At 65.9% G+C, this 25,783-nt stretch carries 27 protein-coding genes; 5 read left to right on the forward strand and 22 right to left on the reverse strand.

Going from position 1 to position 25,783, the window contains the following annotated elements; all coding sequences use genetic code 11:
- From L0977_RS17840 to L0977_RS17885, 10 genes are all read right to left on the reverse strand, one after another.
- Window positions 1-624, reverse strand: a complete 624-nt coding sequence (locus L0977_RS17840) for an MlaC/ttg2D family ABC transporter substrate-binding protein (RefSeq protein WP_234266205.1) — start codon at window positions 622-624, stop codon at window positions 1-3.
- 146 nt (window positions 625-770) lie between these two features.
- Window positions 771-1,496: an MlaA family lipoprotein gene (locus L0977_RS17845; RefSeq protein WP_234266206.1), complete on the reverse strand. Its 726-nt coding sequence runs from the start codon at window positions 1,494-1,496 to the stop codon at window positions 771-773.
- A 61-nt stretch (window positions 1,497-1,557) separates the two neighbouring features.
- On the reverse strand, window positions 1,558-2,037 hold the full coding sequence (mlaD, locus tag L0977_RS17850) for an outer membrane lipid asymmetry maintenance protein MlaD (protein ID WP_234266207.1): 480 nt from the start codon (window positions 2,035-2,037) through the stop codon (window positions 1,558-1,560).
- 16 nt (window positions 2,038-2,053) lie between these two features.
- Window positions 2,054-2,833: a lipid asymmetry maintenance ABC transporter permease subunit MlaE gene (gene mlaE, locus L0977_RS17855; protein WP_234266208.1), complete on the reverse strand. Its 780-nt coding sequence runs from the start codon at window positions 2,831-2,833 to the stop codon at window positions 2,054-2,056.
- On the reverse strand, window positions 2,830-3,651 hold the full coding sequence (locus L0977_RS17860; RefSeq protein WP_234266209.1) for an ABC transporter ATP-binding protein: 822 nt from the start codon (window positions 3,649-3,651) through the stop codon (window positions 2,830-2,832). The genes mlaE and L0977_RS17860 overlap by 4 nt, the downstream gene beginning before the upstream one ends.
- A 115-nt stretch (window positions 3,652-3,766) precedes the next feature.
- Window positions 3,767-5,248: a glutamate synthase subunit beta gene (locus L0977_RS17865; RefSeq protein ID WP_234266210.1), complete on the reverse strand. Its 1,482-nt coding sequence runs from the start codon at window positions 5,246-5,248 to the stop codon at window positions 3,767-3,769.
- Between the two features lie 37 nt (window positions 5,249-5,285).
- A complete protein-coding gene (locus tag L0977_RS17870) occupies window positions 5,286-10,028 on the reverse strand; it encodes a glutamate synthase-related protein (protein WP_234266211.1) in 4,743 nt (1,580 codons plus the stop codon).
- A 190-nt stretch (window positions 10,029-10,218) separates the two neighbouring features.
- On the reverse strand, window positions 10,219-10,911 hold the full coding sequence (locus tag L0977_RS17875) for a transposase (protein ID WP_234266212.1): 693 nt from the start codon (window positions 10,909-10,911) through the stop codon (window positions 10,219-10,221).
- A gap of 82 nt (window positions 10,912-10,993) precedes the next feature.
- A complete protein-coding gene (gene phhA, locus L0977_RS17880) occupies window positions 10,994-11,899 on the reverse strand; it encodes a phenylalanine 4-monooxygenase (protein ID WP_234266213.1) in 906 nt (301 codons plus the stop codon).
- A 1-nt stretch (window position 11,900) separates the two neighbouring features.
- Window positions 11,901-12,200 (reverse strand): 4a-hydroxytetrahydrobiopterin dehydratase, encoded by a 300-nt coding sequence (locus L0977_RS17885; RefSeq protein WP_234266214.1) that lies wholly within the window; start codon window positions 12,198-12,200, stop codon window positions 11,901-11,903.
- Window positions 12,201-12,302: 102 nt separating this feature from the next.
- On the opposite strand from L0977_RS17885, the gene L0977_RS17890 reads away from it, so the two are divergent.
- A complete protein-coding gene (locus tag L0977_RS17890; protein WP_442786650.1) occupies window positions 12,303-12,800 on the forward strand; it encodes an Lrp/AsnC family transcriptional regulator in 498 nt (165 codons plus the stop codon).
- Window positions 12,801-12,828: 28 nt separating this feature from the next.
- Here the strand turns inward: L0977_RS17890 and L0977_RS17895 are convergent, their stop codons facing one another.
- A complete protein-coding gene (locus L0977_RS17895; protein ID WP_234266215.1) occupies window positions 12,829-13,530 on the reverse strand; it encodes a glycoside hydrolase family 24 protein in 702 nt (233 codons plus the stop codon).
- Between the two features lie 92 nt (window positions 13,531-13,622).
- Here L0977_RS17895 and L0977_RS17900 point away from each other — a divergent pair, with 92 nt between their 5' ends.
- Complete coding sequence (locus L0977_RS17900) at window positions 13,623-14,603, forward strand: calcium/sodium antiporter (RefSeq protein WP_234266216.1); 981 nt, start codon at window positions 13,623-13,625, stop codon at window positions 14,601-14,603.
- On the opposite strand, the gene L0977_RS17905 is transcribed toward L0977_RS17900, so the two are convergent.
- On the reverse strand, window positions 14,555-15,541 hold the full coding sequence (locus L0977_RS17905; protein ID WP_234266217.1) for an NAD-dependent epimerase/dehydratase family protein: 987 nt from the start codon (window positions 15,539-15,541) through the stop codon (window positions 14,555-14,557). The genes L0977_RS17900 and L0977_RS17905 overlap by 49 nt on opposite strands.
- Before the next feature lie 83 nt (window positions 15,542-15,624).
- On the opposite strand from L0977_RS17905, the gene L0977_RS17910 reads away from it, so the two are divergent.
- On the forward strand, window positions 15,625-16,653 hold the full coding sequence (locus L0977_RS17910) for a CDP-6-deoxy-delta-3,4-glucoseen reductase (RefSeq protein WP_234266218.1): 1,029 nt from the start codon (window positions 15,625-15,627) through the stop codon (window positions 16,651-16,653).
- A 13-nt stretch (window positions 16,654-16,666) separates the two neighbouring features.
- Complete coding sequence (locus L0977_RS17915) at window positions 16,667-17,641, forward strand: Bug family tripartite tricarboxylate transporter substrate binding protein (RefSeq protein WP_234266219.1); 975 nt, start codon at window positions 16,667-16,669, stop codon at window positions 17,639-17,641.
- Window positions 17,642-17,732: 91 nt separating this feature from the next.
- On the opposite strand, the gene L0977_RS17920 is transcribed toward L0977_RS17915, so the two are convergent.
- Genes L0977_RS17920 through L0977_RS17940 form a run of 5 tightly spaced genes read right to left on the reverse strand, consistent with a single transcriptional unit; the run spans window position 17,733 to window position 21,873 of the window.
- On the reverse strand, window positions 17,733-18,347 hold the full coding sequence (locus L0977_RS17920) for an SCO family protein (protein ID WP_234266220.1): 615 nt from the start codon (window positions 18,345-18,347) through the stop codon (window positions 17,733-17,735).
- A 23-nt stretch (window positions 18,348-18,370) separates the two neighbouring features.
- Window positions 18,371-19,273, reverse strand: coding sequence for a heme o synthase (gene cyoE / locus L0977_RS17925; RefSeq protein WP_234266221.1), 903 nt, complete (start codon window positions 19,271-19,273; stop codon window positions 18,371-18,373).
- Entirely contained in the window at window positions 19,270-20,424 is a 1,155-nt protein-coding gene (locus L0977_RS17930) for a COX15/CtaA family protein (RefSeq protein ID WP_234266222.1), read from the reverse strand. The genes cyoE and L0977_RS17930 overlap by 4 nt, the downstream gene beginning before the upstream one ends.
- Before the next feature lie 20 nt (window positions 20,425-20,444).
- Entirely contained in the window at window positions 20,445-21,173 is a 729-nt protein-coding gene (locus L0977_RS17935; protein ID WP_234266223.1) for an SCO family protein, read from the reverse strand.
- A complete protein-coding gene (locus L0977_RS17940; protein ID WP_234266224.1) occupies window positions 21,118-21,873 on the reverse strand; it encodes an SURF1 family protein in 756 nt (251 codons plus the stop codon). Before L0977_RS17940 ends, L0977_RS17935 begins: the two co-directional genes overlap by 56 nt.
- Window positions 21,874-21,917: 44 nt before the next feature.
- Between L0977_RS17940 and L0977_RS17945 the strand changes: the two genes are divergently transcribed.
- Window positions 21,918-22,160, forward strand: a complete 243-nt coding sequence (locus L0977_RS17945; RefSeq protein WP_234266225.1) for a twin transmembrane helix small protein — start codon at window positions 21,918-21,920, stop codon at window positions 22,158-22,160.
- A 72-nt stretch (window positions 22,161-22,232) separates the two neighbouring features.
- Here L0977_RS17945 and L0977_RS17950 read toward each other — a convergent pair whose 3' ends face one another.
- The 5 genes from L0977_RS17950 to ctaD all read right to left on the reverse strand — a co-directional run bounded on the left by L0977_RS17950 (window position 22,233) and on the right by ctaD (window position 25,769).
- The gene (locus tag L0977_RS17950) at window positions 22,233-23,114 is read right to left on the reverse strand and encodes a cytochrome c oxidase subunit 3 (RefSeq protein WP_234266226.1); all 882 of its coding nucleotides are present in this window, start codon (window positions 23,112-23,114) and stop codon (window positions 22,233-22,235) included.
- Window positions 23,115-23,176: 62 nt separating this feature from the next.
- Window positions 23,177-23,395, reverse strand: coding sequence for a DUF2970 domain-containing protein (locus L0977_RS17955; RefSeq protein WP_234266227.1), 219 nt, complete (start codon window positions 23,393-23,395; stop codon window positions 23,177-23,179).
- Entirely contained in the window at window positions 23,392-23,997 is a 606-nt protein-coding gene (locus L0977_RS17960; RefSeq protein WP_234266228.1) for a cytochrome c oxidase assembly protein, read from the reverse strand. Before L0977_RS17960 ends, L0977_RS17955 begins: the two co-directional genes overlap by 4 nt.
- A 24-nt stretch (window positions 23,998-24,021) precedes the next feature.
- Window positions 24,022-24,132: a cytochrome oxidase small assembly protein gene (locus tag L0977_RS17965; RefSeq protein ID WP_234266229.1), complete on the reverse strand. Its 111-nt coding sequence runs from the start codon at window positions 24,130-24,132 to the stop codon at window positions 24,022-24,024.
- 20 nt (window positions 24,133-24,152) lie between these two features.
- Window positions 24,153-25,769: a cytochrome c oxidase subunit I gene (ctaD, locus tag L0977_RS17970; RefSeq protein ID WP_234266230.1), complete on the reverse strand. Its 1,617-nt coding sequence runs from the start codon at window positions 25,767-25,769 to the stop codon at window positions 24,153-24,155.
- Window positions 25,770-25,783: the final 14 nt, after the last annotated feature.

Genomic DNA, 25,783 nt, shown 5'->3' on the forward strand with positions numbered 1-25,783 from the left:
TCAGCCCTTGCCCGCCGACTTGTTGCGCTGCGCCAGCGTGGCGATCAGTCCGTCAATGCCTTTGGCATTGATTTCCTGCGCAAACTGCGCGCGGTAGGTTTCCACCAGCCAGACACCCAGCACGTTCAAGTCGTAGATCTTCCAGCCGTCAGCCGTCTTTTCGAGGCGGTAATCCAACTGGATGGGATCGCCCTTGCCCCGGACTTCGGAGCGCACCACCACCTCGGTGTCGTTGGGTGCCGCCCGGAACGGCTTGAAACTGAGCGACTGGTCCTTCACTTCGGCCAGCGCACCGGAATAGGTGCGCAGCAGCAGAGTCTTGAACTCGTCCTGCAGCTGCTTTTGCTGCTCGGGCGTGGCCTGGCGCCAGAAGCGCCCGACAGCCGACGAGGTCATGCGCGTGAAGTTCACGTTCGGCATGATTTTGGTATCCACCAGCGAGGAAATCCGGCTGACGTCGCCCTTCTGGATGGCGGCGTCGGCCTTGACCGCTTCGAGCACTTCGGTAGAAACCCGCTTGATCAGGGCATCCGGCGCCTCGTCCGCAGCGACGGCGTACCCCAGAGGGGCCACGGCCAGCACCACCGTGGCCATTGCCTGGGAGAGCCATTGACGTCGTTTCATGTTGCAGTTCCTTTCTGAGCTTGGTCAGCGCCCGCCCGGTTGGCGCGCCTGACACGGTGTCACTGTAAGACCCTCAACCGCCGGTTTTGTTTCGGGACGGTAAGGGCTTGCCGTCAAAATGTGACGGCCTGTAGCCGTCAACGGGATCACTCCCGGTCGATGGGGGGCACGCCAATGCCCTGGTCGACGATGTCTTCGATCAGCGTCTGCCGGCGCTGGAGATACACATCACGCGTAAAGCTGTACGGATCCAGCGCCACGTCACCCAGCATGGAGGTGGCCCGCAACAGCCCCGCACGGGTATCGACCACGCGCAGCACTGTCAGCGAGTTGCGCACGGGCACGTCGGACACCTGCGACAGCGGGTCTGCCGTCAGGTCGACCACGAACCCACCCGCATCCCGCACCGACGAGGGACCAAAAATCGGCAACACCAGATAGGGCCCGGAAGGCACACCCCAGCGTCCCAGCGTCAGCCCCAGATCCAGCTTGGTGCGGGGAATGCCCATTTCGCTGGCGATGTCCAGCAAACCGCCCAGGCCCAGAATGGTGTTGACATTGAAGCGCAGGAGGTTCTCCGTCGCTTCACGCGGCCGCAACTGCAGCATGGCATTGACGGCCGACCAGACGTCCCCCAGGTTGCCAAAAAAATTGTTCACCCCCGTGCGAACCGAACTCGGCACCACATCGCGGTAGGTGGTGGCCACCGGCTTGAGCACCGCGGTGTCGACCGCATCATTGAACCCGGAAACCTGGCGGTTGAAGCCCTCCCAGGGGTCGGCCGGGTGCGCATCCGGCGCGCTCGCACACCCTGCCAGCAAAACCACGCCCAGCCCCACGGCCAGCGCTTTGCGAATCCACCCTGCCATCATGCGTGTAACTCCGTCGTGGGTCATGGATTTGGTATGAGATGGTTTTCGGCCGCGCCCGCACTCAGGGCGCAGGCTTCTCGCCGCCTTCAGCCGCCTTGCTGAAGAGGAACTGACCAATGAGGTTTTCCAGCACCACCGCCGACTGCGTCTGGTTGATCATGTCGCCGGCGGCCAGATTCTTTTCATCGGCGCCGGGCTCGATGCCGATGTACTGCTCGCCCAGCAGGCCCGCCGTCAGGATCTTCGCGGAAGAGTCCTTGGGAAAGACCACCCCTTTGTTGAGTTCCAGCGTCACCAGGCCCTGGTAGGTGTGCGGGTCCAGCGTGATCGACGACACGCGCCCCACGGTCACCCCGGCCGAACGCACCGGCGAGCGGTTCTTGAGGCCGCCGATGTTGTCAAACCGCGCCTGCACGGTGTAGGTGTCGCCACCCCGGCTGAAGCTGCCCAGGTTGGCGGCCTTCAAGGCCAGGAATACCAGCGCCAGTGCGCCCAGCAGGACAAACAGGCCGACCAGGATTTCAGTGCTTTTTTTGGTCATGGATGGATACCGGAAATCAGGGGGTGGAGAACATCAGGGCGGTCAGCAGGAAATCCATGGCCAGGGTGCCCAGCGAAGCGATGACCACCGTCCGGGTCGTCGCATAGGCCACCCCTTCGGGCGTGGCTTCGGTTTCATAGCCTTGGTAGAGCGCGACTGCGGTACAGATCACGCCGAACACGGCGCTCTTGACCACGCCATTGCCCACGTCGCGCCAGACGTCGACACTGCTTTGCTGGATTGCCCAGAAATTGCCGGCATCGATGCCGATGAGGCCGACCGCGACCACCCAGGCACCCAGAATACCCACCGCGGAGAAAAGCGCGGCCAGCAGGGGCATGGCGATGATGCCGGCCAGGAAGCGCGGCGCCAGCACCCGGCGACGCGGGTCGATGGCCATCAGCTCCATCGCGGCGATCTGCTCGCCGGCTTTCATCAACCCGATTTCGGCCGTCAGCGAGGTGCCCGCCCGACCGGCGAACAGCAGCGCCGTGACCACCGGCCCGAGTTCGCGCACCAGGGCCAGGTTGACGATCAGGCCCAACGTGCCCGTGGCGCCAAACGTCACCAGCGCGTAGTACATCTGCAACGCCAGCACAAAGCCCACGGCCGTGCCTGAGGCCAGAATGATCACCAGCGAGCGGTTGCCGATGGCACGGATCTGCTGCACCACCAGCCCGAACCGGCCGAAGGCGGCCGGCAGGGCCTTGAGCAGTTCCAGGAAAAAGAGCGCGCCGCGCCCCCATGCCGAAATGATGGCCAGCGTGCGCTGGCCCAATTGCTGCAACAGGTTCATGACGCGGCTCCCACGCCGAAATCCTGCTCGACCGAGGCCGCGGGATAGTGAAACTTCACCGGACCGTCCGGCTCTCCGCGCACGAACTGGCGCACTTCGGGGTCGGCACTCGCCATCAGTTCTGCGGGGGTGCCCTGCGCCACCACACGGCCACCGGTGGCCAGCAGGACCACCCAGTCACTGATCGCCATGCATTGCGGAATGTCGTGGGAAATGAGCAAGGTGGTGGCCCCGGTCACATCGGTCAGGGTCCGGATCAAGCGGGCCGTCACGCCCATCGACACCAGATCCAGCCCGGCGAACGGTTCGTCGTACATGATGAGTTCGGGGTCCAGCGCAATCGCGCGGGCCAAGGCAATGCGCCGGGCCATGCCGCCCGACACCTCGCTGATGCGCAGACCGGAAGCTCCGCGCAGGCCCACGGCCTGCAGCTTCATGAGGACGATGTCGCGGATCAGCGGCTCGGGCAGGTCCGTCATCTCGCGCAGCGGGAACGCCACGTTGTCGAACACATTGAGATCGGTGAACAGGGCGCCGAACTGGAACAGCATGCCCAGGCGACGCCGCAGGCGCTGGAGCTGCGCCTTGTCGCGGATGTTCACCACCTCACCGTCAAACACCACCCGCCCACTGCCGGGCGCATGCACGCCGCCGATCAGGCGCAGCAAGGTGGTTTTCCCGCACCCGGAGCCACCCAGCACCGCCGTCACTTTGCCACGGGCAAAACGCAAGGAAATGTCGTTGAGGATCGTGCGCCGGCTGTCGTAGCCGAACGTCACGTGATCAATCTCGATGAAAGGACGGTGACTGTCGTTCATGGGGCCGGGAAAAACCCGGATTGTCTCATGCACGAAGTACCCTTATTTGTTACAAGGCGCTTTCGCCCCGAGCGATCAAACAGGGCCGGCAGCACTTGCCGGCCCTCTTCGGCCATCAGCGCGGCAGGTCGGAATACCCCATCAGGAACTCGTCGACCGCGCGCGCGGCCTGCCGGCCTTCGCGAATCGCCCAGACCACCAGCGACTGGCCGCGACGCATGTCGCCGGCCGCGAACACCTTGTCCGCGCTGGTCGCGTAGCCGCCCGTGAATTCCGTCGAAGCCTTGGCGTTGCCACGGGCATCCTTTTCGACGCCGAAGGCATCGAGCACGGTGGCCACCGGGTTCACGAACCCCATGGCCAGCAGCACCAGATCCGCCTGGTATTCCTTTTCGGTACCGGCGATTTCCACCAGCTTGCCGTCCTTGAACTCGACGTTCACGGTCTTCAGGCCGGTCAGCTTGCCGTTCTTCCCGACAAACGCCTTGGTGGAGATGGCGAACTCGCGCGCCAGGATGCCCTTTTCGGCGCTTTCGTCGTGGCTGGAACTGGTGCGCAGCTTCAGCGGCCAGTAAGGCCAGACCAGGGGCTTGTTTTCGTGCTCCGGCGGCTGGGGCATGACCTCGAACTGGGTCACGCTCAGGGCGCCGTGGCGGGTGCTGGTGCCCACGCAGTCGGAGCCGGTATCCCCGCCACCGATCACGATGACGTGCTTGCCGTCCGCGCGCAACTGGTTCTTCAGCTTGTCGCCCGCGTTGACCTTGTTCTGCTGCGGCAGGAACTCCATGGCGAAGTGCACGCCATCCAGTTCCCGGCCGGGCACCGACAGATCGCGGCTCTGCTCCGAACCACCGGTCAGCAGCACGGCATCGAACTGCGCCTTCAGCTCCTCGGCGCTGATCACGGTCTTGGCATCGTTGGTGATCTTGCTGCCCTCGGGCATGGCACCCACCAGCGTGCTGGTCTTGAACACCACGCCCTCGGCTTCCATCTGCGCCACGCGGCGGTCGATATGCGACTTCTCCATCTTGAAGTCGGGAATGCCGTAACGCAGCAGGCCGCCGAGGCGGCTGTTCTTCTCGAACACCGTCACGTCGTGGCCGGCGCGTGCCAGCTGCTGTGCAGCCGCCAGACCGGCCGGGCCGGAGCCGACCACGGCCACTTTCTTGCCGGTCTTGTGCTTGGCCGGTTGCGGCTGGACCCAGCCGTTTTCCCAGGCCTTGTCGATGATGGCGTGCTCGATGGACTTGATGCCCACCGCGTCGCCATTGACGTTGATCGTGCAAGCCGCTTCGCACGGCGCCGGGCAGATGCGGCCAGTGAATTCCGGGAAGTTGTTCGTGCTGTGCAGCACGGCAATGGCGTTCTGCCAGTCGCCCTGGTACACCAGGTCGTTGAAATCCGGAATGATGTTGTTGACCGGGCAGCCGTTGTTGCAGAAAGGCGTGCCGCAGTCCATGCAGCGCGCGCCCTGGATCTTGGCCTGGCCGTCATCAAGACCGACGACGAACTCCTTGTAATGCTTCAGGCGCTCGGCTACGGGCTTGTAGCCTTCTTCCAGGCGCTCGTATTCCATGAAGCCGGTGACTTTTCCCATGATCTCTGATCCTTCGTGGGTGGTTCTGTCGTTCTGTTTACTTGGCCGGCACAGCCGACTTCTTCGCGCTGGTCTGGGCCTTGGCCGTGACGGCCGAGGCCGCCTTCTTGGCGTTGATCTCGCCCAGCGCACGCTTGTACTCGTTCGGGAACACCTTCACGAACTTGGCGCGCGCCACCGCCCAGTTGTCCAGCAGCTCGCGGGCACGGCGGCTGCCGGTCCAGCGGCTGTGGTCTTCCAGCAGCTTGCGCAACTGCGCTTCGTCGGTCTGATCCCGGTGCCAGACGGCCTTGTCGACCGAGGCTTCCTGTTCGGCGGCCGACAGCACTTTGTCCAGACTCACCATGGCGGGGTTGCAGCGCGTGGCGAACTGGCCATCTTCGTCGTACACGTAGGCCACGCCACCGCTCATGCCAGCAGCGAAGTTGCGACCGGTCTTGCCGAGCACGACGACGGTACCGCCCGTCATGTATTCGCACCCATGATCGCCCGTGCCCTCCACCACCGCCGTGGCACCCGACAGGCGCACCGCGAAGCGTTCGCCGGCCACGCCGCTGAAGAAGGCCTCACCCGTGGTGGCGCCGTACATCACGGTGTTGCCAACGATGATGTTGCGCGTCGCGTCGCCGCGGAAATCGATGCTCGGACGCACGATCACGCGCCCGCCCGAAAGCCCCTTGCCGGTGTAGTCGTTGGCATCGCCGATCAGGTACAGCGTGATGCCGCGCGCCAGGAAGGCACCAAACGACTGACCGCCCGTGCCTTCCAGCTGGATGCGGATCGTGTCGTCCGGCAGGCCTTCCGGGTGCACCTGGGTCACCGCGCCGGACAGCATCGCGCCCACAGAGCGGTTGACGTTGCGCGCCACTTCGATGAACTGCACGCGCTCGCCCTTTTCAATGGCCGGCTTGGCCTTGGCGATCAGCACGTTGTCGAGCGCCTTTTCCAGACCGTGCTCCTGAGCTTCGACGTGCAGGCGCGGCACATCGGCCGGCACCGCCGGCGTGGCCAGCAGGCGGCTGAAGTCGAGACCCTTGGCTTTCCAATGCTCGACGCCCTTCTTCATGTCCAGCAGGTCGGCCCGGCCGACCAGGTCGTCGAACTTGCGGATGCCCAGCTGCGCCATGATCTGGCGCGCTTCTTCGGCGATGAAGAAGAAGTAGTTGACGACGTGCTCGGGCTTGCCCGAGAACTTCTTGCGCAGCTCCGGGTCCTGCGTGGCCACACCCACCGGGCAGGTGTTGAGGTGGCACTTGCGCATCATGATGCAACCCTCGACCACCAGCGGCGCGGTGGCAAAGCCGAATTCGTCGGCGCCGAGCAGTGCACCGATCACCACGTCACGGCCGGTCTTCATCTGGCCATCGGCCTGCACACGGATGCGACCGCGCAGGCGGTTGAGCACCAGGGTCTGCTGGGTTTCGGCCAGGCCGATTTCCCACGGGCCACCGGCGTGCTTGATGGACGACCAGGGCGACGCCCCGGTGCCACCGTCGTGACCGGCGATCACCACGTGATCGGCCTTGCACTTGGCCACGCCCGCCGCGATGGTGCCCACCCCCACTTCCGACACCAGCTTGACGCTGATGGAGCTGTGCGGCGCCACGTTCTTGAGGTCGTGGATGAGCTGGGCCAGGTCTTCGATCGAATAGATGTCGTGGTGCGGCGGCGGGCTGATCAGGCCCACGCCCGGCACCGAGTAACGCTGCTTGCCGATGTACTCGGACACCTTGCCACCCGGCAGTTGGCCACCCTCGCCCGGCTTCGCACCCTGGGCCATCTTGATCTGGATCTGGTCGGCGCTGAACAGGTATTCCGCCGTCACACCAAAGCGGCCTGAAGCCACCTGCTTGATGCGCGAGCGCAGGCTGTCGCCGTCTTCCAGCGGCAGGTCCACCTCGACCACGTCGTCGCCGATGACCGACTTGAGCGTTTCCCCCTTGGTGATCTTGATGCCCTTGAGCTCGTTGCGGTAGCGCGCAGGATCCTCACCCCCTTCACCGGTGTTGCTCTTGCCGCCGATGCGGTTCATGGCCACGGCCAGCGTGGCATGCGCTTCGGTCGAAATCGAGCCCAGCGACATGGCACCCGTGGCGAAGCGCTTGACGATTTCCTTCGCCGGCTCGACCTCCTCGACCGGAATCGCCTGGGCCGGATCGACCTTGAACTCGAACAGGCCACGCAGCGTCATGTGACGGCGGCTCTGGTCGTTGATGATCTGCGCGTATTCCTTGTAGGTGTTCCAGTTGTTGGCCCGGGTGCTGTGTTGCAGCTTGGCGATGGCATCGGGCGTCCACATGTGTTCTTCGCCACGCGCGCGCCAGGCGTATTCGCCACCGGCATCCAGCATGTTCGCCAGCACCGGGTCATCGCCGAAAGCCGCCTTGTGCATGCGGATGGCCTCTTCGGCGATCTCGAACACGCCGATGCCTTCCACCCGGCTGGCAGTACCGGTGAAGTACTTGGCCACGGTTTCGCCGTTCAGGCCGATCGCCTCGAACAGCTGCGCGCCGCAGTAGCTCATGTACGTGCTCACGCCCATCTTGGACATGATCTTGGACAGGCCCTTGCCGATCGCCTTGATGTAGTTGTAGATCGCCTTCTCGGCCGACAGCTCGCCCGGCAGGTCTTTGTGCATCTCGGCCAGCGTTTCCAGCGCCAGGTACGGATGCACCGCCTCGGCGCCATAGCCGGCCAGCACCGCGAAGTGGTGCACTTCGCGCGCAGACCCGGTCGCCACCACCAGGCCGGCGCTGGTGCGCAGGCCTTCGCGGATCAGGTGCTGGTGGATGGTCGACAGCGCCAGCAGCGCCGGGATCGCCACCTGCGTCGGGCTGACGGCCCGGTCGCTGATGATCAGGATGTTGTGGCCGCTCTTGATCGCGTCGACCGCTTCGGCACACAGCGACGCCAGCTTGGCTTCCACCCCTTCATGGCCCCAGGCCAGCGGATAGGTGATGTCCAGCCGGTGGCTCTTGAACTTGCCTTGCGTGGCGGCCTCGATGCCGTTGAGCTTGGCCATGGCCTCGAAGTCCAGGATCGGCTGCGGCACTTCCAGACGCAGCGGCGGGTTGACCTGGTTGATGTCCAGCAGGTTCGGCTTCGGACCGATGAACGACACCAGCGACATGACGATGGCCTCGCGGATCGGGTCGATCGGCGGGTTCGTCACCTGGGCGAACATCTGCTTGAAGTAGTTGTACAGCGGCTTGTTCTTGCTCGACAGCACGGCCAGCGGGCTGTCGTTGCCCATGGAGCCGATGCCCTCTTCGCCATTCGCCGCCATCGGCGACAGCAGGAACTTGACGTCTTCCTGCGTGAAGCCGAAAGCCTGCTGGCGGTCAAGCAGGCTGACCGCATCGGGCGTGGCCTGCTGCGCCACCGCATCTGTCGCGGGCGACGGCACGTTTTCCAGCTTGATGCGCAGGTTTTCGATCCACTGCTTGTAGGGCTTGCCGTTGGCCAGGTTGGCCTTGACTTCCTCGTCGTCGATCATGCGGCCGAGTTCGAGGTCGATCAGCAGCATCTTGCCCGGCTGCAGGCGCCACTTGCGCACGATGCGGCTTTCGGCAATGGGCAGCACGCCCGATTCGGAGCCCAGGATCACCAGATCGTCGTCGGTGACGCAGAAGCGCGCCGGGCGCAGGCCGTTGCGGTCCAGCGTGGCGCCGATCTGGCGGCCGTCGGTGAACACCACCGCCGCCGGGCCGTCCCACGGCTCCATCATCGCCGCGTGGTATTCATAGAAGGCGCGGCGGCGCGAATCCATGCCTTCGTGCTGCTCCCAGGGCTCGGGCATCATCATCATGACGGCCTGGCTGATGGGGTACCCCGCCATCGTCAGCAGTTCGAGGCAGTTGTCGAAGGTCGCTGTGTCGGACTGGCCGGCGAAGCTGATCGGGTAGAGCTTCTTGAGGTCGGCACCCAGCACCGGCGAGGACATCACGCCTTCGCGGGCCAGCATCCAGTTGTAGTTGCCGCGCACCGTGTTGATTTCGCCGTTGTGGGCGACATAACGGTACGGGTGGGCCAGCGGCCACTCCGGGAAGGTGTTGGTCGAAAAACGCTGGTGCACCAGACCGATGGCCGACACACAGCGCGGATCCTGCAGGTCGTAGTAGTAGGTGCCGACCTGATCCGCCAGCAGCAGGCCCTTGTAGACCACCGTGCGGCTGGACATGCTGGGCACGTAGTATTCCTTGCTGTGCTTGAGCTTGAGGCGCTGGATGTTGGCGCTCGCCGTCTTGCGGATCACGTACAGCTTGCGCTCCAGCGCGTCCTGCACGATCACGTCGGAACCGCGCCCGATGAAGACCTGGCGCAGCACCGGCTCCTTCTCGCGCACGGTGGGCGACATCGGCATGTCGAGGTTGACCGGCACGTCGCGCCAGCCCAGCAACACCTGGCCTTCGGCCTTGATGGCGCGCTCCATTTCCTGCTCACAGGCCAGGCGCGAAGCGTGCTCCTTGGGCAGGAAGATCATGCCGACGCCGTACTCGCCGGCCGGCGGCAGCGCCACGCCCTGCTTGGCCATTTCTTCGCGGTAGAGCTCGTCCGGGATCTGGATCAGGATACCGGCACCATCGCCCATCAGCTTGTCGGCGCCAACGGCACCGCGGTGGTCGATGTTCTCCAGAATCTTCAGCGCCTGCGCCACGATGTCGTGCCGCTTTTCGCCCTTGATATGGGCCACGAAACCCACGCCGCAGGCGTCGTGCTCGTGAGCGGGATCGTACAAACCTTGTTGCTGGAGTTGCTGCTGTTCGGCTGCCGTGGTCATGGCATATCCTTTTCTGGAACGTGGGCTCGCAAAATTACGCGGGGAGCAAAGCTTAGTGCATTGCAACAAGAATGCCAAGCCAATAAATAGGGGTCAGATACAATTTAAAAAATCACAGAACCTATACGGAATAAATTGGGGACACATCAATGAAAGCCAAAAAATCTTGATATATCAATGCATTACGGCATCAGAGGGGATTTTTCGCCGGTCGCCCAGGACGACGGGGCGAAATTCGGCGGTCGGTCTGCTTTTGCAGATCGGCCACAAACGCCTCGTCTCCCAGAGCCCAGCCGTGCAGCGTGGCCTGCATGAGCGTGTCGATCTGGCCGGCGGGCAACCCGGCATGCACCATTTCGGCGTACGCCGCTTCCCGGGCGAATGGGGTGTTGCCCAGTGCCCAGACCGGCGCGGGCGGCACCAGGCGCCGGTCCACCGACTGACCGATGTAGTGGCGGTGGCTCGACCAGGGATACTGCTGGGGCTCGACCACCCACCCGCGGCGCACCGGGTTGAGGTCCATACCCACCATGCACGGCAACACGAACCGCTCGGGCTGCAGCACGGTGGCGCGGTAGCGCCCTTCCCACAGCGTGCCGCTGCGACCATGCCGGTCGTTGAAATAGCGCACATAGCGCCGCCCGACGGCCTGCAGCATCAGCGGCAGCCCATCGGCGGTCTCCGGTGTCAGCAGCAGGTGGAAGTGGTCATCCATCAACACCCAGGCGTGCAAGGCCACCCGGTGCCGGCCCGCGTTTTCCGCCACCAGATCGAGCCATTGCTGCCGATCTTCGTCGTCCTGGACGATGGCGCACCGGTTGTTGCCCCACTGGATCACATGGTGCGGCAAACCGGGCAGGGTGAGTCGGGGCAGTCGGGCCAAGGCGGGTGGGCGGAACAAAGGGTGGTTGGCACCCGATCCACACGGCGCGCCTGGCGCCCGAGTATGCCAAGACCGGCGCCGGTCAAACCACGCCCGCAGACTGACGGGCCCGGTGGTAGGCGCCGTCACCCCGGTCGATCACACCGTCCGATGCGAGCAGTTCACCCGGTGCGATGACGGGCGCCGCTCCCGTGCGGTCGTACAGCGGCGCAAAGTCGATCCGGGTGAACTCCAGCAACTCGTCCAGGTCGCGAATGACGAAATAGGTTTCCTGGAAGTCGTCGATGCGGTAATCGGTGCGCATCACCCGTTCGAGCTCGAAGCGCACCCGGTTCGGCGACGGGCTCTCCAGACAGAAACGCGTCTCCGTGAAAGACGATGCGATGCCGGCGCCATAGAGCCGCAACCCATCGTCCTGGCGCAGCAGGCCGAACTCGACCGTGTACCAATAGACCCGGGCCAAATGGGACAGGTGGCCCAGACGTTGCGCCCGCAGCCCGCCTTCACCATAGGCCTGGATGAAGTCGGCCATGGCGGGGTTGAGCAGCAGCGGTACGTGGCCGAACACGTCGTGAAACACGTCGGGCTCCTGCAGGTAGTCCAGTTCCTGCGGCCGACGGATGAAGTTGCCGGCCGGGAAGCGCCGGTGCGCCAGGTGCTCGAAGAACACGTCGTCGGGCACCAGGCCTGGCACAGCCACGATCTGCCAGCCGGTGCGCGGCATCAGCACCTCGGACAGGCGGCGAAAGTCCGGAATCTGATCGGCACCAATGGGCAGATCCTGCATGCCTTGCACGAACTCCCGGCAAGCCCGCCCGGGCAAAAGGCGGGTCTGGCGCTCGAACAGGGTCTTCCAGGTGGCATGGTCGGCGTCGGAGTAGCGCTCCCAGCCCTGGTCGATGGTCCAGTCGGCGCGCTCGGGGCGACCGGCTTCGCCAGCCGCCAAGCCGTGCAGCGCCGGCGCCGCGTCTTTCGAGGCGGCCGCCATGTCAGGCGCTCCGCCGCTCAAAGGCCGCGTCGGCCCGCTGCGCCCAGGCGATGTCGCGCGCCGACAGCCCGTGCACATCGTGGGTGGTCAGCCGCACCTCGACCCGGTTGTACACATTGCTCCACTCCGGGTGGTGATCCATCTTCTCCGACACCAGGGCCATCTCGGCCATGAAACCGAAGGCGTGGGCAAAGTCCGGAAACAGAAAGCTGCGGCAGATGGCGTCACCCAGAGGTTCGGGGGTCCAGTGGGGCAAGGCGGCCAGTTGTTCGCGCACGGCCTCGGGGGTCAGAGCGGGCATGGGGTGTCTCCTGTCGTTTGATGCCGCAGAGTTTGCGGCACGATTCGGACAATTTGCTCTCGTTTTCGGCCACACTCCGGGCAAACACCGAGAGACCCTTTCATGAATGCCGACAACAGCGGAATTTCGTTGCACAGCGAGACACTCGACCGCCTGGACCGGCGCCTGCTGGCGGCCTTGCAGGCCAACGGCCGCATCAGCAACCAGGAACTGGCGCAGACCGTGCACCTGTCTCCCGCGCAGAGCAACCGCCGCCACCGCCGGCTGGAAAGCGCGGGCTACATCCGCGGTTACGAAGCCCGGCTCGATCCGCAGCGCCTGGGCCTGGGCGTGATGGCTTTCGTGCACGTCTCGATGGAGCGGGGGCAGCACAGGGAACTGGTGAAGTTCCAGCGCACCGTGGGCAAGATGCCCGAGGTGCTGGAGTGCTACGCCGTCACGGGCGACTTCGACTACGTGTGCAAGGTGGTGGCGCGCGATCTCAAGGCGCTGTCGGACTTCCTGCTCCGCACCCTGGCCCAGTTGCCTGGTGTCAGCAGCGTGCGTTCCAGCATCTGCCTCGACGAACTCAAGTGCACCACCGCCCTGCCGCTGGAATGAGTGCCCGATGGCGCAGGCCGGCCGGTCTTCAACCGGCCGGGCGAGCAACCCCGGCGCGCTGCAATTCTTCTTCCACCAACTGGCGGTAGATACGCGGCAGCTCACGGCTCATTGTGTTGTTTTCGATCCCATAACCCAGACTGGTCCAGGTACCGGAAAGGCGCCGGAGCACGACCTGGATGCGCCCCTGCTGGAGCTGGGTCGCCAGGCTGCCGCCCCAGCGCGGCTCGCTCAGCCAGGCGTGCACCACCAGATCCTGGTAGATCGGCGCAAAACTCAGTTCGGTGGCATCCAGGGGATCGCTGGTCCGCTGCGGGTGGTACTTGGCCGCCAGCTCGACCCAGGTGCCATACAGCAGTTGGTAGCGGCCTGCGGCCGTGGAGCAATTGCCCTTGTTGGGCCCCTTGCCGATGGCCTCGCACCGGTTGGGGTGGCGGTCCAGCGTGCCCACCAGTTCACCGCCATGCAAGACGTGATAAGGGCGCAGCACATTGGATTCGCTGGCCGAGATCGTGCGCATGAGCGCCCGGATATAAGGGTCGCCCCCCTCCATCACCAGCGACTGGGTGCCCGGCAGCAGAAACGCCGGACGCCACCACCAGATCAGCCCGAGCAGCAGCAGCACCCCGACAGCGGTCAGCGCCCCCCGCGCCAGCCAGGGCAGGCTCCAGAAATCGCGCTGACGGGAAGGGGCGTGCCGCAATGCGTGCGGGGGAGGATGGTCCGGCAAAGTCTTGATCCCAGGGGGCCCTGGCGCCGAAACGGGCCCCGGGCACTGACACAATGCCATTGTCCTCCAGCCCGAATGCCCAAGTTGTTACCATGCTGTTGCCCATCGCCGCCCTGCTTGCCGGACTGCTGATGCTGGCCTGGAGCGGCGAGCAGTTCGTCCTGGGCGCGCGGGCCTTGGCCCGCCACGGGCGCATGCCGCCCTTGCTGGTGGGACTGGTGGTGGTCGGCTTTGGCCATTCGGTGCCCGAGCTGGCGGTGGCGATCTGGTCGGCCTGGCTGGAACGCCCGGGCCTGGCCCTTGGCAATGCCTGGGGCGCCCATATCGTGAACATTGGCCTCATCCTGGCAGTGACAGCACTGCTGGCGCCGGTGCGCCTGCGCTCGCAGGTGCTGCGCCGGGAAGCGCCAATGCTGCTGGCAGCGACCGCTCTGACCGCCGTGCTGGTGGCCGACAGCACACTCTCCAGAGCCGACGCCTTCGTGCTGCTGGCGGCCATGGGCGCGTTGCTGGTCTGGACGGTGCGGCAGCCGCGGCGGCATGCCGACGATGCCCTGGCCCGGGAAATCGCGGCCAACGATGCCCCCGCCCCCACCCGCTCCCTCGGCGCAGCGCTGCTGCAAAGCCTGGTGGCCGCCGCCGTGCTGGCCGGTGGTTCGGCCCTGCTGGTCTGGGGCACTGCGGCCGCAGCCTGGCTGCTGGGCATCAGCGATCTGGCCATGGGCCTGAGCGTGATCGCCCTGGGCTGCGCCCTGCCCGAGCTGGCCGCCTGTGTGGCTGCGGCGCGCCAGGGTGACGACGATGTCGTGCTGGGCACGGTGCTGGGTGCGGCCCTGTTCAACCTGCTGGCCGTGGTCGGCCTGACCGCAGCCATTGCGCCCGCCGACATCGAACCCCAGGCCCTCACGCGCGACCTGCCGGTACTGGCCGGCATGACCCTCGCGCTGTTCGTGCTCGCCCGGCGGCGCGGCGAAGGCCTGCTGCGCCGCCCCGAGGCCCTGACCCTGCTGTTCGCCTATGGGGCCTATCTGGCCTGGCTGCTGGCGACCCTGGTGCCCGGCGGCGGCACCTGAGTCCTGCCGGCCGCCTGTGCGCACAGGCCCTCGGCCACCGTGGGGTAGCGCAGGCGCAGGCGCAATTCGGCTTTCAGGCGATCGTTGCGCAGCCGGCGCGATTCGTTCATGAAGCTCAGCAGCGACACCGGCAGTTGCTCGCGTGCCGCATCCCGCGCCAGGCGCGGCGGCCGGGGCAGCCCGAACAGGTCGGCGGCAACATCGAAGTAGTCGCCCATGCGCAGTTCGGTGTCGTCTGCCACGTTCAGGCAACGCTGGGCGCGCCCCTGCCACAACGCCCGCACGCAGGCCCGCGCGAGGTCGTCGGCATGGATGTGGCTGGTGAACACATCATCTTCCACGCGCAGCACGGGTGTACCGCGCAACAGGCGGTCGCGCGGACCACCGGCGCGGTCATGGGCATAGATGCCGGGAATGCGCAGCGTGGTGCAGCGCACGCCGAACGCCCGGCCGAGCCAGCGCACTGCCGCCTCGGCATCGACCCGGCGCAGCGCGCGGGGCGACTGCGCCTGCAGGGCATCGGTTTCGCGCACCCAGGCACCCGCCCGGTCACCATAGACCCCACTGGTCGATCCGTACACAAGCGACAGCGGTCGCCCCCGCAACGCCAGTACCCGCGTCAGCGCGCGTGTGCGCCCATCCAGCCACCAGTTCCCGGTTTCGCCGGCTGGCGGCGGCGCCAGATGCAGCACGCGCGACGCCAGACCGGCCAGGCGGCGCAGACTGGCGGGCGCGTCTAGGTTGCCCGCCAGCGGCACGATGCCGGCACTGCGCAAGGCGTCGTGGCGCTCCGGGCTGGAGGTCAGCGCCAGCAGCCGGGCGCGGCGGCCCGCACCCAGTTCGCGCGCGGCGCGCAGGCCGACATCGCCACAACCGACGATCAGCACCCGCTCGCGGCGGAAGCGCGCGGGCAATGCGCCCTGAAAGATGATGCCCATGGGGTATTTGAGAGAATGGCGGCTGGCCGACCCGGACACCGGTCCGCGCCCACGTGTCGAGCCCGCCAGACAAGCCTCACAGTATGACATTCACCATCACCGTCACGCCCAGCGTGCGTGCGTTCGCCGCCGAACCCACCGAAACCCTCCTGGCCGCCGGCATCCGGCAGGGCATCGGGCTCCCCTATGGCTGCAAGGACGGCGCCTGCGGTTCCTGCAAGTGCAAGCTGGTCAGCGGCAGCGTGACCCATGGCCCGCACCAGGCCAAAGCGCTGAGCGCCGAAGAAGAGGCCGCCGGTTACGTGCTGACCTGCTGCGGCACCGCGCACAGCGACGTGGTGATCGAGTCGCGCCAGGTCACCGAGGCCGGCGCCTTCCCCATCAAGAAGATGCCGGTGCGCGTGAACACGATGGCGCGTGCGTCGCACGACGTGATCGTGCTCAAGCTCCAGTTGCCGGCCGCCGACACCTTCCAGTACCACGCCGGCCAGTACGTGGAATTCCTGCTGCGCGACGGCGACCGCCGCAGCTATTCGATGGCCAATGCGCCGCACACCCAGGCGAGCGGCCCGCACATCGAACTGCACATCCGGCACATGCCCGGCGGCAAATTCACCGACCACGTTTTCGGCGCGATGAAAGAAAAGGAGATCCTGCGCATCGAAGGGCCTTACGGCAGCTTCTTCCTGCGCGAGGACTCGGACAAGCCCATCGTCCTGCTGGCCTCGGGAACGGGCTTCGCCCCGATCAAGGCCATTCTGGAACACATGGCTCACCAGGGCATCACCCGCCCTGTGGCGCTGTACTGGGGCGGGCGCCGCCCGGCCGACCTGTACCAGTCGGACTGGATCGCTGCCCAGCAGGCCACGCTGCCCCAGTTGCACTACGTCCCGGTGGTTTCGGACGCCCAGCCCGAAGACGCCTGGTCAGGCCGCACCGGCTTCGTCCACCAGGCGGTGCTGCAGGACATTCCCGATCTCTCGGGCCACGAGGTCTACGCCTGCGGTGCGCCCATCGTGGTGGAATCCGCCCGGCGCGACTACGTCGCGGCCGGCTTGCCGGAAGAAGCCTTTTATGCCGACGCCTTCACCAGCGCGGCCGACAAAACCTGACAGGAGACCCTTCATGATTGCACGCCGCCAAGTCCTCGGAGCGCTCGCCGCCGCCTCGCTGGCTGCTCCCGGTATTGCCCTGGCCCAGGCTGACAAGGTCACCCGCATCGTCGTCCCGTTCGCCGCGGGCGGGCCGATCGACGTGACCGCGCGCATCCTGGCCGAAGCGGTGAAGGACAGCCTGGGTACCGTGATCGTGGAAAACCGGCCTGGTGCGGGCGGCAACATCGGCATCAGCGCGGTCGCCAAGTCGGCCCCCGACGGGCACACCATCGGCATCGCCACCACCGCTTCGCACGCCATCAACCCCTGGCTGTTCAGCAAGCTGCCCTACGACCCACAGAAAGACTTCACGCCCATCACCCAGATGCTGCGCGTGCCCAACGTGCTGGTCATGAACGCGGACACGGCGCAGCGCCTGGGCATCCGCACCGTGACCGACCTGATCCGCTACGCCAAGGCCCACCCGGGCGTGTTGAACTACGGCTCCGGCGGCAACGGCAGCGCCGGGCACCTGGCTGGCGAGCTGTTAAAGTTCCAGGCCGGCGTGTTCGCCCTGCACATTCCCTACAACGGCGCCAACCCGGCCCAGCTCGGCCTGCTGTCCGGCCAGGTCGACTTCAACTTCGACAACCTCGCTGCCGCCGCCACCAACATCCGCGCCGGCAAACTCAAGGCCCTGGCGGTGACCACCGCGCGGCGCAGCCCGGTGATGCCCGACGTGCCGGCACTGGCCGAAACCCTGCCTGACTTCGAGATCGACACCTGGTGGGGCCTCGTCGCCCCGGCCGGTATCCCGGCAGACACCGCCGCGCGCCTGAACACCGCCTTCACCCAGGCGCTGGCCACGCCCGAGGTGAAGAACCGCTTCGCAGCCCTGATGGCCGATCCGGCTCCCAACACGCCCGACGCCTTTGCCGCCTTCATGACCCGCGAACGCGCGAAATACCAGCGCGTGGTCAAGATCAGCGGCGCCAAGGTGGACTGAAGCCGCGTTCGGGCGGGCCACAACCGCCCTCATGAAAAAAGCCCCGCGCAGTACCGTCTGCGTGGGGCTTTTTTGTGGATCTGCAGCGTTTTCAGCCACCAGCAGCCGGCTCGGCCAGCAGTATCCGGGCGTCGTCCGCCAACGAAGGGGCGCCGCTGGCATAGCGGTGGTACACCCGCACCCGGCCCTGCGGGTCGTAGAGGTAGCTGCCTGCGGAGTGGTCCATGGTGTAGCTGGTGGGCGTCTGGCCGTCGACCTTCTTGTAGTAGATCTTGAAACGCTTGGCCAGCTCGGGCAGTTCTTCCGGCGAGGCGTGCAGCGCCAGAAAGCTCGGGTCGAAGCTGGCCATGTATTCCTTCATGATCGCGGGCGTGTCGCGCTCCGGGTCCACGCTGATGAACAGGCCTTGCAGCCGGTCCCCGTCGGCACCCAGCAGCTGTTTGGCCTGCGCCAGTTCGGCCATCGAGGTCGGGCAGACATCGGGGCACTGCGTGTAGCCAAAAAAGATCACCACCACCTTGCCGCGAAAATCGGCCAGGGTGCGCATCTGGCCGTTGTGGTCGGCGAGCCGGAAGTCGTCCGCGTACGGGGCACCCGTGATGTCGATGCCCTTGAAGGCCGAGGCCGGTGCCTCGGCGGCCTTGTCCGAACAGGCGCCCAGAAACAGGCCGCTCACGCCCAGGGCCAGAAGATGTCGGCGGTTCATAACGGTGCGCGCTCCCAGAAAAATCAGAGGTAATGGTCCACCAGCAGGGCCGCGAACAGCAGCGACAGGTGGATCAGCGAAAAACGGAAGGTCTTGCGGGCCAGCGCGTCGGAATACTGGCGCCAGAGCGCCACCGCGTAGCCACAGAAGCCGATCGACAGCACCACGGCCGCCGCCAGGTAGAACCAGCCGCTCATGCGCATCACGAAGGGCATGAGACAGGCCGCGAACAGCACGAAGGTATAGAGCAGGATCTGCAGACGCGTGAACTCGGAGCCATGGGTGACCGGCAGCATGGGCAGCCCCGACTTGCGATAGTCCTCCACCCGGTACAGCGCCAGCGCCCAGAAGTGCGGCGGCGTCCACAGGAAGATGATGAGGAACAGGATCAGTGCCTCGGGCGCGACCTCGCCCGTCATCGCCGCCCAGCCCAGCACCGGCGGCATGGCGCCCGAAGCCCCGCCAATCACGATGTTCTGCGGCGTCAGCGGCTTGAGCACCACCGTGTAGATCACCGCGTAGCCGACGAAGGTGGCGAAGGTCAGCCACATGGTCAGTGGGTTGACCCAAACGTACAGAATGGCCGAGCCGATGGCACACAGGACGGCCGAGAAACTCAGGGTCTGGAGGTTGGTCAGTTCGCCCTTGGCCGTGGGGCGCCAGGCGGTGCGCTTCATGCGCGCGTCGATGCGCTGTTCGACCACGCAGTTGAACGCCGCGGCGGCACCGGCCACCAGCCAGATGCCCAGGCAGGCGATGGCGGCGAGCCGGACATCGGCCCAGCGCGGCAGACCCGGCACGGCCAGCACCATGCCGATGAGCGCGCAGAACACGATGAGCTGAATGACCCGGGGCTTGGTCAGCGCATGAAACTGCCGCCAGGTGGACGGCAGGGCGGCAGCGGGGGAAGGGGCGGCGTCACTCATCGGCGGGCACGGGAAGGAGAGGCGGAAAAAGTGCGGCGGGCGGTCGCGGCGGGGCGCGCATCGCCCAGCAGGCCGGTCAGCACCAGCACCAGCGCGGCGGCGCCACCGGTGTGGCCCACGGCGGACAGCAGGGGCCAGTCAAGCAACACGTTGGACAGGCCGGTCAGCAGTTGCCAGGCGGCCAGTGCCGCGAGCCAGCGGGCCACCCCGCGCAGCGGCGGCTGCCGCCACAGGGCCCACACCAGCGCCAGCAGCGCTGCCAGCACGGCATAGGCGGCCAGGCGGTGGGCGTAATGGATGGCCGTGAGAGCCGCAAACGGGATCGAGGCGCCCGAACGGCCCTGACCCAGTTCGCGCCAGAGCGCAAAGCCCTCGTGCCAGTCCATCGTCGGCCACCACTGGCCCTGGCAGGTCGGAAATTCCGTGCAGGCCAGTACCGCATAGTTGGTGCTCACCCAGCCACCCAGCGCGATCTGCAGCCACAGCAGCCCCCAGACGGCCAGCGCGGCCCACCACAGACGCGCCGGCACCGGCGCTGCCGGGCGGGCCGCCTGCGCGTAGCGCGATGCCTGCCAGCGCAGCAGCGCCAGCAACCCCAGCCCCCCGAGCAGGTGCAGCGTGACGATGGCGGGGAACAGCTTCATGGTCACCGTCAGGGCCCCGAAGGCCCCTTGCAGGCTCACCCATAACAAGGTGACCGTCGGCCACCAGGGCGAGACCGACAGGCGCCGGCGCTCGACCCAACTCACGGCCGTCAGCACCAGGATCAGGACCCCGACGCCGGTCGCGAGATAGCGGTGAACCATTTCGATCCAGGCTTTGGACAGCGTCACCGGCCCGGTCGGCATGGCGGACTGGGCGGCCGCGATCTCGGCCTTGGCGCCCACCGGGCTCGCACTGCCATAACAGCCAGGCCAGTCCGGACAGCCCAGCCCCGAATCGGTCAGGCGCGTGAAGGCGCCGAACAGCACGAGGTCGAAGGTGAGGAACAAGGTCACCAGGGTCAGCACCTGCAGCCGACGTGCCACGGGCGCCTGGCGGTTGCGCAACCAGACCCAGGTCAGCGGGCCCAGGGCGAGCACCACGCCGAGCAACATCATCCGGGCGACCGGGGCCAGGTCGTACAGCGGGACGTCCATCGAAGCTTCCATGGCAAGCGCTCCGGACCGGCTCAGTGGCCCGCCGCGCTTTCACGGCCGGCACGGTCCCACGACGAGGACGCGCGCATCAGCCGCTCCAGGTCACGGCGGGCACGCTTGGGCTCGACGTTCGCCGGAAACCGCATCATCCAGTTGCCCAGGGGGTCGATCACGTACAGGTGGTCTTCCAGGCGCTGGCCTTGGGCAGGCTGCAGCCACTGCGCCACCGCCGCAGCATCGACCTGCAGCACGGTGGCCGAAGCGACCCCGGCGCGCAGGGCTTCCGGCACGGCCGCTTCGCCGGTGCGCAGCCAGACCCAGTCCATGCGGTCCTTGTCTTTGCCCAGGCTTTCGCGCAACTGGCGCTGCAGATAAAGATGGTCCTGACAGACCTGGGCGCAGGAAGAGTCCGCAACGCTCAGCAACAGCCATTGACCGCGCAACGCCGTCAGCGGCACTTCGGCACCTGCCGCATCGCGGCCGGTCCAGGCGGGCAAGGGGCGTTGGGGATCGACCAGTTCGCCATAGTTGGTCCGCCCCTGCGGCCGGATCACGTAATAGGTGAAGTAGGAGGCGATCACCGGCGCCGCGCTGACCAACAGCAGCAGCACCATCTTCCAACGCCCGGCACGCGTGTCGACTGCCGAGCGCACCGTCTGCGCATCGGCCGCCGGCAGCGAGTGCACGGTCAGCGTCAGCGGTTCGTCACGGGGCGGGGCGGTGCCGTTGTCGGCGGGGGGCGATGAATTGGAACCAGACATACAGCAAGCCCGTGAGGGCACACAAACCAAACCACTGGAAGGCATAACCGTGGTGCTTGGACACATCGGCCGCGAAGCGCGGCCAGTCCCGCAGCAGGCCATCGCCTGCGTCACCGGTCTGCAAGAGAGAGAGGTCGAGCAACGCCAGTCCCGTCTCCCGGGCATAAGCGGCCAACTCGATATTTTGCCGGATCGGCCCCGGCGCCGCCGCTCCCGGCTCGAACAGCCTCGATGGCGGCGGGGCAAGGCGGCCGCGCACCTGCACCATACCCTGCGGTGTGTCCAGTGCCGGCAACCGCGTGCGGTCCTGGAAATCACGCGGCACCCAGCCACGTTGGACCAGAACCGTGCGCTCGGAGCCTTCCAGGCGCAACGGGGTGACCACGATGAATCCACTCCGCCCGGCCATCGGCCGGTTCTCCAGCCAGACCGTGGCCGCGGCCACCCACTGCCCCTGCAACTGCGCCTGCCGGTGCAACAGCGCCTCGGTCGACGCGACCGCCAACACCGCCGGCGTATCCAGCGCGGGCTGCGCACCACGCGCCTCGATCGACGCCTGCAGATCCAGCTTGAGCTGCGCCCGCCCCAACTGCCAGCGCCCGAGCGAGGCGGTCACCACCATCACGACCAGCGCCGCCAGTGTGATCAGCCAGAAACGGGCACTGCGAAAACGCGCAGACGGAGCGGTCGGTTCAGGCATGGCGGGACAGCGTTGGGGAAGACAAGCGATCGATAATGGCGGCCATGAAGTACCTCGTCATTGTGGCATTCGTGGCCATCCTTGCCAGCCTGGGAGCCGCGCTCGTGTTCATGATGAAAGGCCATGCGCCACCGGCCGAGGGTGAAGGCGGTGAAGCGCCCGCCCCCAATCGCCGCATGGCACGGGCGCTGGCACTGCGGGTCGCCTTCTCCGTGCTGCTCTTCGTCGCGGTGCTGGTCAGCTACCTGCTCGGCTGGATCCAGCCGACGGGCCTGCCCTTGCGCTGACACCGCGCCACCTCCCGCCAGAAGCAACAAGGCGCCCTGAAGGCGCCTTGTTGGAAATGGATCACGCGGCGGTCACATCCAGTAGACCAGGATGTAAAGACCCAGCCAGACCACGTCCACAAAGTGCCAGTACCAGGCCGCCCCTTCGAAGCCGAAATGGCGTTGCGGGGTGAAGTGGCCCTTCTGCAGACGCAGCGTGATGAACAGCAGCATCAGCATGCCCACGAAAACGTGGAAGCCGTGGAAGCCGGTCAGCATGAAGAACGTGGAGCCGAAGATGCCCGAGCTGAGCTTGAGGTTCAGGTCGGCATAGGCGTGCGCATATTCATAGCCCTGCACGAACAGGAAGATCACACCGAGCAGCACCGTCATCCACATGAAGGCGATGGTCTTGGCGCGGTTGCCAGCCTGCAGCGCGTGGTGAGCGATGGTCAGCGTGACGCCCGAGGTCAGCAGAAGCGCGGTGTTGATGGTCGGCAACCAGAACGGACCGACGGTCTGGAAGGGCTCGACGATGCCGCCCGGCGATGCCGTGGCGCCCGCCTGCGCGCTGGGCCAGATGGCCGAAAAGTCGGGCCAGAGCAGCGCGTTTTCGATGTTGCCCAGATTGGGAATCGCCTGCACCCGTGCCCACCACAGCGCGGTGAAGAAGGCGCCGAAGAACATCACTTCGGAGAAGATGAACCAGCTCATGCTCCAGCGGAACGAGATGTCGATCTTGCGACCGTAGAGGCCGCCCTCGCTCTCACCCACGGCGTCGCGGAACCACTGGAACAGCACGATCAGCCAGAACGCCAGGCCGAAGACCAGCGAGTACATGCCCCATTGCGCGCCGTTGATCCACTGCCCCGCGCCCAGGATCACGAAGAACAGCCCCAGGGCAGCGAGCGCCGGATGGCGGGAGAGTCCAGGAACAAAGTAATAAGGTGTGGTGCCGTGGGATGCTGCGGTCATGCTCGCTCCTGAATGCCTTCGCTTTTATGGTCTGTGAGAAATAAGGTCTGAGATCCGTGGCGTCACCCGCCGGCCACCCAGTTGACGATGCCCATGAGCAGGAGCACGAACAGGAAAGCCAGAACCACCCCCACCGCCATGATGTGCAGCGGGTTGAGGCGGGCAATGTCTTTTTGGTAGTCGGCCTGACGGCGCACGCCCAGGAAGCCCCAGAGCACGGCCTTGACCGTGTCTTTCAGGCTGCCTTTGCGTGCCGGCGGCGTGGGCTGTTGTGTGCTCATACAGCCCCCTGTGCGGCCGGAACTGGCGGGCGGGTCAACGTGGCCTGCGGCGCCGGCGGCGTCTGCATGCCGACTTCGAAGAAGGTGTAGGACAGCGTGATGGTCCGCACGTCCTTGGGCAGCTTCGGATCAATCACAAAAGCCACCGGCCACGACTTTTTCTCGCCCGGCGCCAGGGTGTACTGCGAAAAACAGAAACACTCCAGCTTGTTGAAATGGGCCTCCGACTGCTTGGGGGCATAGCTCGGAATGGCCTGCGCCGCCATGGTGCGGTTCTGGATGTTCTGGAACTCGTACATCACGGTCTTGAGCTCACCCGGGTGCACGTCGATCGACCGCATTTCGGGTTTGAAATGCCACGGACCACGGACATTGACGTCGAACTCCACCGTCACGGTGCGCGAGGTATCCACCTGGGTATTGGCCGGCAGACCTCGGGCCACGCCAGGAATCTGGCGCTCGGCCACCGCCAGCACGTTGATGCCCAGGGCATCGCAGATCGCACGGTACATCGGCACCAATGCGTAACCGAAGCCGAACATGCCCAGCGTGATCACGCCGAGCTTGCCGAGCATCTTCCAGTTTTCGCGGTGCAGTGCCATGTCCGTCCGAGGTGGTCGCCGGCGTCAGCCGCCGAGCAGGGCCATCTTGCCCATGAAGCCCAGCAGGAAGATGAGCGCCACCGAGGCCAGGATCAGCCCGAGGCGAACATTCTTGCGGCGCAGGTCGTTGTCCATAACGAGGTGTCCGATCCGGGTCAGCCCACCACGCGGGTGGCGGTGGCGTCCAGCTTGGGCGGGTTTTCGAAGGTGTGATGAGGCGCCGGCGACGGCACTTCCCATTCGAGGCCCACAGCGCCCTCCCAGGGCTTCTGCGGGGCCTTTTCACCCTTGCCGCGCATGGCCGGAACGACCACGAACAGGAAGAAGTAAACCTGTGCGAAACCGAAGAAGAAGGCCCCCACCGACGCGATCATGTTGAAGTCGGCGAACTGCATGGGGTAGTCGGCGTACCGGCGAGGCATGCCGGCCAGCCCCAGGAAGTGCATCGGGAAGAAGGTGATGTTGAACGAGATCATCGACCACCAGAAATGGATCTTGCCGCGCGTTTCGCTGTACATCACGCCGGTCCACTTGGGCAGCCAGTAGTAGACGCCCGCAAACATGGCGAACAGGGAACCGGCCACCAACACGTAGTGGAAGTGGGCCACCACGTAGTAGGTGTCCTGGAAGTTGATGTCGATGGGCGCCATCGACAGGATCAGGCCGGTGAAGCCACCCATGGTGAACACGAAGATGAAGCCCACGGCCCACATCATCGGGGTCTCGAAGGTCATCGAACCCTTCCACATGGTCGCGATCCAGTTGAAGATCTTCACGCCCGTGGGCACGGCGATCAGCATGGTCGAATACATGAAGAACAGTTGGCCCGTCACCGGCATGCCGGTGGTGAACATGTGGTGCGCCCACACGACGAAGGACAGGATGGCGATGGAGCCGGTGGCATACACCATGGAGGCGTAGCCGAACAGCTTCTTGCGCGAGAAGGTCGACACCACATGGCTCACGATGCCGAAAGCCGGCAAGATCATGATGTAGACCTCGGGGTGGCCGAAGAACCAGAAGATGTGCTGGTACATCACCGGGTCGCCGCCACCGGCGGGATTGAAGAAGCTGGTGCCGAAGTGGCGGTCGGTCAGCGTCATGGTGATGGCGCCAGCCAGCACGGGCATCACGGCGATCAGCAGGTAGGCGGTGATCAGCCAGGTCCAGGCGAACATGGGCATCTTCATCAGCGTCATGCCAGGTGCGCGCATGTTCAGGATGGTCACGATGATGTTGATCGAGCCCATGATGGAAGAGGCGCCCAGGATGTGCATGGCGAAAATCGCCGCGTCCATCGACGGCCCCATCTGCAGCGTCAGCGGCGCGTACAGCGTCCAGCCGGCGGCGGGAGCACCACCAGGCATGAAGAACGACAGCACGATGATCACGGCCGCCGGAATCATCAGCCAGAAGCTGAAGTTGTTCATGCGGGCGAAAGCCATGTCGGAAGCGCCGATCTGCAGCGGCAGCATCCAGTTCGCGAAGCCCACGAAGGCCGGCATGATGGCCCCGAACACCATGATGATGCCGTGCATGGTCGTGAGCTGGTTGAACAGCTCGGGGTTGACCAGTTGCAGGCCGGGCTGGAACAGTTCGGCCCGGATGCCCAGCGCCAGCACGCCGCCCACCATCAGCATGGTGAACGAGAACAGCAGGTACAGGGTGCCGATGTCCTTGTGGTTGGTCGCGAACACCCAGCGCCGCCAGCCGGCGGGCGCATGGTGGTGATCGTGGTCGTGCGCGTCGTGGTGGTCAAGCACTGCACTCATGTCGTTTTCCTTTG

Source organism: Hydrogenophaga sp. NFH-34 (genome assembly GCF_021401345.1).
Classification (GTDB): Bacteria; Pseudomonadota; Gammaproteobacteria; order Burkholderiales; family Burkholderiaceae_C; genus Hydrogenophaga; species Hydrogenophaga electricum.